Raw genomic sequence first — 11,002 nt, 5'->3', positions numbered from 1 at the left:
TTTGCGCATGGCCGCGCCGGGCATGGAAAGCATTGACGCGGCGGCCTATTTCCGATTTGCAGAACCATCTGTTCTGCCGGTTTCGGCAAAGGAGGATCGATGTCCGACGAGACGAACCGCATCACCCAGCTGGAAGAAATGCTGGCCCACCAGGCAAAGACGATCGAAGAGCTTTCCGATCAGCTCGCCGAGCAATGGAAGACGGTCGAGCAGATGCGCACCAAGCTCGACCGGCTCACCGAACGCTTCCTGTCGCTGGAAGAGCAGTCATTGGAAGCGCCTGGCATTACCCGCCCGCCGCATTATTGACGGCACGCGGCGCAATGCCGCGTGCCCGTCTCATTAGGATGATCAATCAGACGCCGCCGATGCAGAGATATTTCATTTCCAGATAGTCGTCGGCGCCGTGCCGCGAGCCCTCGCGGCCGAGGCCGGATTGCTTGATGCCGCCGAAGGGTGCCGTCTCGGATGACATCAGGCCGGTATTGATGCCGATCATGCCGTATTCCAGCGCTTCCGCCACCCGCCAGACCTTCTTCAGGTCGCCGGCGTAGAAATAGGCGGCGAGGCCGAATTCCGTATCATTGGCTTGGGCGATGACATCCTCGACCGTCTCGAAGCGAAAGAGCGGCGCCACCGGCCCGAAGGTCTCCTCGCGCGCTACCTTCATGCCGCGCGCAACGCCTGTCAGGACCGTCGGCGTGAAGAAGGTGCCGGCGCCGTCGATGCGCTTGCCGCCGGTCAGTACCTTGGCGCCCTTGGCAAGCGCGTCGCTGACATGGTCCTCCACCTTGGCAAGGCCTTGCTCGTCGATCAGCGGCCCGATCACGACACCCGGCTTGAAGCCGTCGCCGACCGACATCTCGGCGACCTTGGCGACAAGCTTGGCGGCGAAGGCGTCATAGACGTTCGACTGGACGTAGAGGCGGTTGGCGCAGACGCAGGTCTGGCCGGCATTGCGGTATTTGGAGGCGATCGCGCCTTCGACGGCAGCGTCGAGATCGGCATCGTCGAAGACGATGAAGGGCGCGTTGCCGCCGAGCTCCAGGCTCACCTTCTTGATCTGGTCGGCGCACTGCCGCATCAGGATACGGCCGACCTCGGTCGAGCCGGTGAAGCTGATCTTGCGCACCTTTTCATTGCCGCAGAGTTCGCGGCCGATCGCCGGGCCATCCACGCCGACGATGACGTTGAAGACGCCGGCCGGAATGCCGGCCTGCTCGGCGAGCACGGCAAGCGCGATCGCCGTCAGCGGCGTCTGTTCGGCCGGCTTCGAGACCACGGTGCAGCCGACGGCAAGCGCCGGGGCGATCTTGCGGGTGATCATCGCCGCCGGGAAGTTCCACGGCGTGATCGTACCGACGACGCCGACTGGCTGCCGGATGACGATCATCCGTTTATCGTCGGAAGGCGCGGGGATCGTCTCGCCATAGATGCGTTTGGCCTCTTCCGCATACCATTCGATATAGGCCGCGGCATAAAGGATCTCGCCGCGCGCTTCCGGGAACGGCTTGCCCATTTCGGCGGTCAGGATCGCCGCGAGTTCGTCGGCATTGGCGACCATCAGGTCGAACCATTTGCGCAGGATCGTGCTGCGCTCCTTGGCCGGACGGGCCGCCCAGCCAGGCTGGGCGGCATGGGCCGCATCGATTGCCGTCCGCGTCTCCGCCGCGCCCATATCGGGCAGTGAGGCGAGCAACTCGCCGGTTGCCGGGTTCAACACGTCGAAAGTCCGAGTGGCATCGCCTGATGTCCAGACGCCGTCGATATAGCCGGCATCGCGCAGCAGGGGCGAGGAGAAGGGAACGTGCTTGGTCAGTGCGCTGGTGAAAGCCATGTCATATCCACCTTGGGAGTGCGGTTGCCGGTTGCCGGCAGCCATTGAAATCCAGTTCGGGTGCGATCACTTGGCCGCGCTTGCTTGCAGCATGGAGGCCTCGAGAATATCGAGCGCTTCGCCGAAGATCTCGTCCTGGATGGTGATCGGCGCGAGGAAGCGGATGACATTTCCGTGGACGCCGCAGGTGAGCAGGATCAGGCCCTTATCGAGCGCGATCAGCCGCACCTGGTTGGCGAATTCCGCGCTCGGCAGTCCCGTCGTCCGGTCGTTGAATTCAACCGCATTCATGAAGCCCGGTCCGCGAATATCGACGATCTCGGGCACCGTCTCGCGCAACGATTCCAGCCGCTGCTTCAGCCGTCCGCCAAGCTGGTTGGCGCGATTGCAGAGATTCTCATCGACAATGACGTCGAGCACGGCATGGGCGGCGGCGATCCCGAGCGGATTGCCGCCATAGGTGCCGCCGAGCCCGCCCGGTCCCGGCGCATCCATGATTTCGGCGCGGCCGGTGACGGCGGCGAGCGGAAAGCCGCCGGCCAGGCTCTTTGCCATCGTCGTCAGGTCGGGCGCCACCTCGTGATGATCCATCGCGAACATCCTGCCGGTGCGGGCAAAACCGGTCTGCACCTCGTCGGCAATCAGCAGGATGCCTTGCTGGTCGCAGAGCTCGCGCAGCGCCTTCATGAAGGCGACGGGTGCGGAGTAGAAGCCACCTTCCCCCTGTACCGGCTCGATGATGATGGCGGCGACGCGCTGCGGATCGACATCGGCGGCGAAGAGTTTCTTCAATGCCGCCAGCGACTGATCGGCGGTGACGCCGTGCAGCTCGACCGGGAAAGGAATATGGAACACGTCGCCAGGCATCGCGCCGAAGCCGACCTTGTAGGGCACGACCTTGCCGGTCAGCGCCATGCCCATGAAGGTGCGGCCATGGAAGCCGCCGCCAAAGGCGATGACGGCCGAGCGGCCGGTTGCGGCGCGCGCAATCTTGACGGCGTTCTCAACCGCTTCGGCGCCCGTCGTGACGAAGATCGTCTTCTTCTCGAAATCACCAGGCAGCAGCGCGTTCAGCCGTTCGGCAAGGTGTACGTAGCTCTCATAGGGAACTACCTGATGGCAGGTATGGGTGAAGCGGTCGAGCTGGTCCTTGACCGCTGCGATGACCCGGGGATGGCGGTGGCCGGTGTTGAGAACGGCGATGCCGGCGGCGAAATCGATGTAGCGGCGGCCCTCCTTGTCCCAGATCTCCGCATTCTCTGCACGATCCGCATAAATCTGTGTCGTCATGCCGACGCCACGTGAAATAGCGGCGTTCTTCCGGTCCGTAAGGCTTGTCGCGTTCATCGATTGCTCCTCCGCTTAAAAGGGGTTGAAAACTATCTTGCATATTTGCTGCAAGATGTATACAAAACACCTACATTTTTCCTGCAAGAAAACAAGCGGCATTTTTTGCTTCAAACATCACGTTTTTTGATGAAAGCTTTGGAGCGATTGGAATCAGGGATATTGGCGGATGAACGATAACGGGCCTGTGCGCTACAAGGTGGCGGAAGCCGCGCGGCTGGCGGGCGTGTCGGCCTCGACGCTGCGCCTCTGGGAAAGCCAGGGTCTGGTGGTTCCCGGCCGTTCCGAAACCGGCCATCGGCAATACAGCGCCGACGATGTGGCGCGGCTAAAGCGCATTTCCTGGTATCGTGTCGAGCGGGGCCTTAATCCCGCAGCAATTCGCGAGGCGCTGGAGAGCGAGGAGCCTTCCGCCGATGGCGCCGAGGCAAGCCAGGACTCCGGCCTCGGCCGCAAGCTGCGCAGCCTGCGCCATGCGAGCGGCAAGACGCTCGATCAGGTGGCCGGCGACATCGGCGTCACCTCGTCGACGCTCTCGACGCTGGAGCGCACCTCACAGGGCGTCAGTTTCAAGACGCTGCATGATCTTGCCGAATATTACGGCACCACCGTCTCCCGCCTTTCCGGCGAAGAAAGTGGGGACGTGCCGGTGCTGGTGCGCGCCGGCGAATGGCGCAAGTGGCCGGAAACAACGCCGGGTGTCACGGTGCAGCTCCTTGCCGAAGGCCGCAGGATGATGGATTGCCATCGTTTCGTACTGGCGCCGGGTGCTGCCAGCGAAGGCGCCTATCGCCACGAGGGCGAGGAATTCATGCATGTTCTGTCCGGCCGGCTCGAACTGGTGCTCGACGGCGATCAGTTCTTCGATCTCGGGCCTGGCGATTCACTCTATTTCGAAAGCCGCCGCGACCATTCCTGGCGCAACCGCCATGATGGCGAAACCGTGCTTCTCTGGATCAACACGCCGCCGACATTCTGAACCGCTAGCACGATGCGGAGATTAAAAGAGGCAGAGTGTCCTATGTCCATCCGAGAGGACGTACGGCGCTCCAGCGGCAGGAAAGCGGTTTCGCACTCTGCGCCTTTGCGCTATAGCGCTGCTGCATAATTCCTGAAATCGGAATCGATTCAAGGATAAAATTATGCAGCCATTCAAAGTGCTACAGCGTCCTTTGCGGCTCTCGAAAAGACGCGCGGCGCTGTAGGGGATGCATTCGAACGAAAGATAGTCTCATGGCGGCGACCATACGTTATCACGAAGGCGATATTTCCGCGGCCGATGCCGCCCGCTACACCGGCGCGATTGCGATCGACACCGAAACGCTCGGCCTGGTGCCGCGCCGCGATCGGCTCTGCGTCGTCCAGCTTTCGCCGGGTGACGGCACCGCCGATATCATCCGGATCGCCGCCGGTCAGAAAGAGGCGCCCAATCTCGTCGCCCTGCTCGAAGACCCCACCCATCAGAAGATCTTTCATTACGGCCGCTTCGATATTGCCGTGCTCTTCCATACCTTCGGTGTCACGACGACCCGGGTTTTCTGCACCAAGATCGCCTCCCGCCTGATCCGGACGTATACGGATCGCCACGGCCTCAAGGATAATCTCAAGGAGATGCTCGACGTCGACGTCTCCAAGGCGCAGCAATCTTCCGATTGGGCGGCCGAGACGCTGTCCCCGGCCCAGCTCGAATATGCCGCCTCCGACGTGCTTTATCTGCATGCGTTGCGCGATAAGCTGACGGAACGGCTGATCCGCGACGGCCGCTACGATCATGCGACGGCCTGCTTCGAATTCCTGCCGACCCGCGCCAAGCTCGACCTGCTCGGCTGGGAAGAGGCCGATATATTCGCTCATAGCTGAGCGAATTGCCTTCATTCTGCGCTTGTTAATAGCCGTGCGGCAGGCTTGCCCGCGGCCGTTAGCGATTCGTTAACGCCTGTTTATTAATATTCCTGTTAATTTTTATGCATTTCGATGACGCCGGAACTGCGTCATGCGGACAGGAGGATCTGCTGGGATGCAAGGGGACCGGATGAGCGCGGTCCTTTTCTAGAGCCTGCTTTCATCGTCACTTTACGAAAGGAGCATGCCATGTTGACTCCCGTTCGTGCAGCGTCCAATGCAAGCTTTTCGTCCCAGGGTCAGACAGCGGCGATCGTCGCCAGTGGTCTCGGTCACTCCGTAATTGCCCCCGCGCCTGTCAACGCCGTCGAAGCCGCCGACCTCAATTCCGCCATTGCCGGCAAGCTCAATATTCTGCTTCTTGCGGCGCGCGAACGCATGGTCGAAGCCCTTTTCGATGTCATCGACGCGGCAGGCCACTCGCTCTCGCTGGATCGTGGCGAGGACGAGAGCAATCTTGCCTTCGCCTCTCGGCTCGCCGATGCCATCCGGCAGCTGCCAACCGCCAGGATCGACGAGGTTGAGCGCCAGCTCACCGAGCAGGGGCATAGCGTGCCGCTCCGGACGATCGCCGAGGCTCTGAAGAACCCGACAGGCCCTGAAGCCGCCCGCATCGTCGCCTATCTGGAGATCGTCCGCTACAAGGATCGCGATCTCGCCGCCCGCGCCGTCGTCCGCTCCTATGGCCAGAACGATGCATCGCCGATGCGCGCCGAAGCTCGCCCCGAGATCCGGCTGCCCGAGATAAGACTGCATGAGGACAGGCTGCCTGCCGCCATGCGTCAGTCGGCTGACACGACGCCCGCGTCAGCCGATTCGCTGATCGAGGCCGCAGCTTTGGCGACGACCGAGGAAGCGGTCATCGCCGAAGCCGCGGAAGCTGCCGATCCCGAAGCGCCGAAGGCTGAGAACCGGGCTCAATCCGCCCCGGCGACGGCAAGAGAGATCGCCCCGGAAAAATCTGCGCCGCAGGAGATCGAAGCCGGGCAACCGCTGCCGATGGAAGCCGCAGCGGCCGACGATACGCAGGCAACGCCGGAGCCGGCTGCCATCCAAACCAGCGCGATGTCGGAAAAGGTTGATCCTGTCATTCCCAGGAACTGGGCAGGAATTGTCGCCTCCATGACCGAAGAAGTCTCCGAGATGATCGCCACCATCATCCGCGAGCAGGACATCGAAACCGTGCTGGAGGATGTTCCCGTCGAGGCGGCAGTGGAGATCGACACTATCCTCGACGACGCCGTCATCAGCGATGCGACCGAGACCTTGACCAGGCAGCCGGTCGAATTCACCGCACCCGATCCCCGCCAATCAGCAGCACTCCGCCCACCGCAGATGGATGAGGCCGCGGCGGCGGCAGCCCGTCAGCCGAAAGAAATCTCGGCGCAACCGCAGATGATGCCGATACCCGAGACGGCCGAGGCTTCCTATCTGCCGCTGGCGGCAAGGATGCCGGAGGGATTTGCCTACAGCCAGCTGCCCTACCAATTCGCCAAGGATACACCGTCGAACGAGAAGGCAGGCGAAACGCACCACCAGCATCAGCACCAGCGCGACGATGGGTCCGAGGATCAGCAACAGGCACAGTCCGGTGGCGAGGATGCCGAGCCCGATGCCGAAACGACCGATGCGGCACCCGAGCGCAGGACGCCGAGGATGATTGATGCCGAACCGTCGGCTTATCAGCCAGGCCGCCCGGACGATGACCCGGTCTACGCGCTCTATCAGCGCATGGTCGGCTGGGAATAACATTCTCATCGCCTAAAAATGAAGAACCCGCCGGATCGCTCCGGCGGGTTCTTCAATTCAAAGGCGGATGCGAGGCTTATTCGCCGCCGCGGTTCTTCAGGGCTGCGCCCAGGATGTCGCCGAGCGAAGCGCCACTGTCGGACGAACCGAATTGGGCAACGGCTTCCTTCTCTTCCGCAATCTCCAGAGCCTTGATGGACAGCATGATCTTGCGGTCCTTCTTGGAGAAGTTGGTGACGCGGGCGTCGAACACCTGGCCGACCGAGAAGCGCTCAGGACGCTGCTCGTCGCGGTCGCGGGCGAGGTCGGCGCGACGGATGAAGGAAGTGATGTCCTCGTGGTTGACGAGCTTCACTTCGACGCCGCCGTCGTTGACCGCGATCACTTCGCAGGAAACGACTGCATTCTTGCGCAGGTCGCCAGAAGCAGCGGCGTCGCCGACTGCATCCTTGCCGAGCTGCTTGATGCCGAGCGAGATGCGTTCCTTCTCGACATCGACGTCGAGAACGACGGCCTTGACGACGTCACCCTTGTTGAACTCCTCGATGACCTGTTCGCCTGGACGGTTCCAGTCGAGGTCGGAGAGGTGCACCATGCCGTCGACATCGCCGTCGAGGCCGATGAACAGGCCGAATTCGGTCTTGTTCTTGACTTCACCTTCGACTTCAGTGCCGGCCGGATGGCTGCGGGCGAATGCTGCCCACGGGTTTTCCAGCGTCTGCTTGAGGCCGAGCGAAATACGGCGCTTGGACGGATCGACTTCGAGAACGACGACTTCGACTTCCTGGCTCGTGGACAGGATCTTGCCGGGATGAACGTTCTTCTTGGTCCAGGACATTTCCGAGATGTGGATCAGGCCTTCGATGCCCGGCTCCAGCTCGACGAACGCACCGTAATCGGTGATGTTCGTGACGGTACCGGAAATCTTCTTGCCTTCCGGATACTTGGCCTGGATGCCATCCCACGGATCGCTCTCGAGCTGCTTCATGCCGAGCGAGATACGGTGGGTTTCCTGGTTGATGCGGATGATCTGAACCTTGACCTGCTGGCCGATGTTCAGGATTTCCGACGGATGGTTCACACGGCGCCATGCCATGTCGGTGACGTGCAGCAGGCCGTCTATGCCGCCGAGGTCAACGAACGCACCGTAATCGGTGATGTTCTTGACGACGCCGTCAACAACCTGGCCTTCTTCGAGGTTCTGAACGATTTCAGAACGCTGCTCGGCACGGGATTCTTCCAGAACCGTACGGCGCGAAACCACGATGTTGCCGCGGCGCTTGTCCATCTTGAGGATTTCGAAGGGCTGCGGGTTGTGCATCAGCGGCGTCACGTCGCGGATCGGGCGAATATCGACCTGAGAACGCGGCAGGAAGGCGATCGCACCGTCGAGGTCGACCGTGAAGCCGCCCTTGACCTGGTTGAAGATCACGCCTTCGACGCGCTCGCCAGCTTCGAACTTGGCTTCAAGCTTGACCCAGCTTTCTTCGCGGCGAGCCTTCTCGCGCGACAGAACGGCTTCGCCAAGCGCGTTTTCGATGCGCTCGACATAAACTTCGACTTCGTCGCCGACCTTCAACAGGCCGTCCTTGGCGCGCGCGCCGAATTCCTTGAGCGCGATGCGGCCTTCAACCTTCAGGCCGACGTCGACAACGGCGACGTCCTTCTCGATGCCCGTGACGATGCCCTTGGTGACATAGCCTTCGGCCAGGTCGTTCTTGGCAAAGGACTCTTCGAGAAGAGCCGCGAAATCCTCGCGGGAGGGGGTAGCTACTGACATAAAATCTCCTGCGTGTCCTGAAACGGAAGCGGACACGTATGCGCCGGTTGGTTTGCGTTGAACGGGCCTGAACCCAGTCCGCCCTCTCTGACGAAGGCAATCCGGCGCTTGGACGGAATTTCAGGCTTGCTGTATTAGAAGCGATCCATGCTCAGAGCACGCAAAATCGCTTGAATTTAGGCATTTCGGCTCAAGACCGCATCGATGATCGATTGAGCAGCTTGAAACGCGGCCTCTATACTCATTTCCGACGTATCAAGCAAGTGCGCATCATCAGCTGGTTTCAAAGGGCTGTCGGCCCGTCCCATGTCGCGTTCGTCGCGCCGCTTGACGTCCTCGAAGATCGCATCGAAATCCGCCGCAGCACCCTTGCCCAGGATCTCGTCATAACGACGTCTTGCGCGAACCTCCGGCGACGCCGTTACATAGAATTTCACCGCCGCTTTCGGACAGACGACCGTGCCGATATCGCGCCCGTCGAGTACGGTTCCCGGCACTTTCGTCGAAAACCGCTGCTGCGCTTCGACCAGCGCCCGGCGCACCGCGGGCATGACGGCAATCTTCGAGGCAGCTTCGCCGATCTCATGTTTGGAAAGTATATCGCGATCCAATCCAGCGAGTTCAACCTCTCGTGCGATCTTTTCCGCCACCGCCTCGTCGTCGAGCGGCAGGCCGGCATCGAGCAGCGCCTTGGCCGTGGCGCGATAGGTCAGGCCGGTATCCAGATGATGGAAGCCGTATTGGTCGGCGATGCGGCGTGAAAGCGTGCCCTTGCCGGCCGCCGCCGGGCCATCGATGGCGATGGTGAAGGTCTCGTTCGTCATATGATCAATCCTGCGGCAGCGCCGAAACGGCGAATGAGTTTGTCTTCGCGGATTGCCGCGGCCGGTAGATCATTCCGGCACCTCCTCGATCTTCGCTCCAAGGCCGGTCATCAGCTGCATGAATTCCGGAAAACTGGTCGCGATCATCGCCGCGTCGTCGATCGTCACGGGATGCTCCGAGGCAAGCCCCATGACAAGGAAACTCATGGCGATGCGATGGTCGAGATGTGTGCTGACCCTGCCGTCGGCAGCATTGCCGAGGCCCTTGCCGTCAGGCCGGCCGCGCACGATGAGAAAATCCTCGCCTTCGTCGCAGTCGACGCCATTGAGTTTGAGGCCATCGGCGACGGCGGAAAGACGGTCGGACTCCTTGACGCGCAGTTCCTCCAGCCCCTTCATGATAGTCGCGCCCTCGGCGAAACAGGCAGCGACGGCGAGGATAGTATATTCATCGATCATCGACGGCGCACGTTCTTCGGGAACGGTGACGCCCTTGAGCTCGGAATGGCGCACGCGCAGATCCGCCACGTCCTCGCCGCCGGCAAGACGCGCATTCGCCACCTCGATATCGGCCCCCATCTCCTGCAGCGTCAAGATCAGCCCGGTGCGGGTCGGGTTCATCAGCACGTTGACGATGGTGATGTCGGAGCCGGGAACAAGCAGCGCCGCAACCAGCGGGAAGGCGGTGGAGGAGGGGTCGCCCGGAACGTCGATCACCTGGCCCGCCAGCTTGCCGCGCCCTTCGAGCCGGATTGTGCGCACACCCTCGCTATCGGTCTCGACTGAAAGGGCAGCACCAAAACCCTGCAGCATCTTTTCGGTATGGTCGCGCGTCATCACCGGCTCGATGACCGTGGTGATGCCCGGCGTATTGAGGCCGGCAAGCAGCACGGCCGATTTCACCTGGGCGGATGCCATCGGCACCCGATAGCGGATCGGGCTCGGCGTTCCCGGGCCTCTAAGCGTCACCGGCAGCCTGTTGCCTTCGGATGCGCTGACCTGCACGCCCATTTCGCGCAGCGGAGCGAGCACACGGCCCATCGGCCGTTTCGAAAGCGAGGCGTCGCCTGTGAAGGTGGAGCGAAAGTCGTAGGTGCCGACGAGGCCCATGGTCAGCCGCACGCCGGTGCCGGCATTGCCGAAGTCGAGCGGCGCGTCGGGCGCAAGTAGCGCGCCGTTGCCGGTGCCCTCGATCACCCATTGCGCGCCCTCTTTGCGAATCCTGGCGCCCATCGCCTGCATCGCCCGGCCGGTATTGATCACGTCCTCGCCTTCGAGCAGGCCGGTGATCCGCGTTTCGCCGGAGGCGAGCCCGCCGAACATGAAGGAACGATGCGAGATCGATTTGTCGCCCGGAATACGGACGCTGCCCGTAAGACCGGCGGATTTGCGGGCGGTGGCGGGCTTTGGCGCGGAGCCGTTCAGCATGGCGCAATCCTTTGCAAATACAGTCTATTTTGGCCGCAAGACAGGCTTGGCCGGTCGCAATTCCCGTCCGCTTCTGCAACTGTTGCGGCTCGTTAACATAAACGCGCCGGGCGGTCATCCGTCGGCTTGCCAAAA

Annotated in this window: 9 protein-coding genes; 4 read left to right on the top strand and 5 right to left on the bottom strand. The window is 62.0% G+C overall.

The window, feature by feature from the left end; all coding sequences use genetic code 11:
• The first annotated feature begins 99 nt into the window (after positions 1–99).
• Positions 100–309: a SlyX family protein gene (locus tag ACM5SV_RS33075; RefSeq protein WP_012759624.1), complete on the top strand. Its 210-nt coding sequence runs from the start codon at positions 100–102 to the stop codon at positions 307–309.
• Positions 310–355: 46 nt separating this feature from the next.
• Here ACM5SV_RS33075 and ACM5SV_RS33070 read toward each other — a convergent pair whose 3' ends face one another.
• Complete coding sequence (locus ACM5SV_RS33070; RefSeq protein WP_221974888.1) at positions 356–1,837, bottom strand: NAD-dependent succinate-semialdehyde dehydrogenase; 1,482 nt, start codon at positions 1,835–1,837, stop codon at positions 356–358.
• 66 nt (positions 1,838–1,903) lie between these two features.
• Positions 1,904–3,184 (bottom strand): 4-aminobutyrate--2-oxoglutarate transaminase, encoded by a 1,281-nt coding sequence (locus ACM5SV_RS33065; RefSeq protein WP_222018006.1) that lies wholly within the window; start codon positions 3,182–3,184, stop codon positions 1,904–1,906.
• A gap of 169 nt (positions 3,185–3,353) precedes the next feature.
• On the opposite strand from ACM5SV_RS33065, the gene ACM5SV_RS33060 reads away from it, so the two are divergent.
• From ACM5SV_RS33060 to ACM5SV_RS33050, 3 genes are all read left to right on the top strand, one after another.
• Positions 3,354–4,163, top strand: coding sequence for a MerR family transcriptional regulator (locus ACM5SV_RS33060; protein ID WP_221974886.1), 810 nt, complete (start codon positions 3,354–3,356; stop codon positions 4,161–4,163).
• 254 nt (positions 4,164–4,417) lie between these two features.
• Positions 4,418–5,044 (top strand): ribonuclease D, encoded by a 627-nt coding sequence (locus tag ACM5SV_RS33055; RefSeq protein ID WP_017995638.1) that lies wholly within the window; start codon positions 4,418–4,420, stop codon positions 5,042–5,044.
• 231 nt (positions 5,045–5,275) lie between these two features.
• On the top strand, positions 5,276–6,835 hold the full coding sequence (locus ACM5SV_RS33050; protein WP_017995639.1) for a hypothetical protein: 1,560 nt from the start codon (positions 5,276–5,278) through the stop codon (positions 6,833–6,835).
• Between the two features lie 76 nt (positions 6,836–6,911).
• On the opposite strand, the gene rpsA is transcribed toward ACM5SV_RS33050, so the two are convergent.
• The 3 genes from rpsA to aroA all read right to left on the bottom strand — a co-directional run bounded on the left by rpsA (position 6,912) and on the right by aroA (position 10,867).
• Positions 6,912–8,615 (bottom strand): 30S ribosomal protein S1, encoded by a 1,704-nt coding sequence (rpsA, locus tag ACM5SV_RS33045; RefSeq protein WP_003544285.1) that lies wholly within the window; start codon positions 8,613–8,615, stop codon positions 6,912–6,914.
• 176 nt (positions 8,616–8,791) lie between these two features.
• Positions 8,792–9,439: a (d)CMP kinase gene (cmk, locus tag ACM5SV_RS33040; protein WP_017995640.1), complete on the bottom strand. Its 648-nt coding sequence runs from the start codon at positions 9,437–9,439 to the stop codon at positions 8,792–8,794.
• Positions 9,440–9,508: 69 nt separating this feature from the next.
• Positions 9,509–10,867, bottom strand: a complete 1,359-nt coding sequence (gene aroA / locus ACM5SV_RS33035) for a 3-phosphoshikimate 1-carboxyvinyltransferase (RefSeq protein ID WP_222018008.1) — start codon at positions 10,865–10,867, stop codon at positions 9,509–9,511.
• Positions 10,868–11,002 lie beyond the last annotated feature (135 nt).

Source organism: Rhizobium sp. CRRU65, assembly GCF_048551595.1.
GTDB lineage: Bacteria > Pseudomonadota > Alphaproteobacteria > Rhizobiales > Rhizobiaceae > Rhizobium > Rhizobium leguminosarum_J.
The sequence above is the reverse complement of the archived record's forward strand: the minus strand, read 5'-3'. Positions and strand labels throughout refer to the sequence as shown.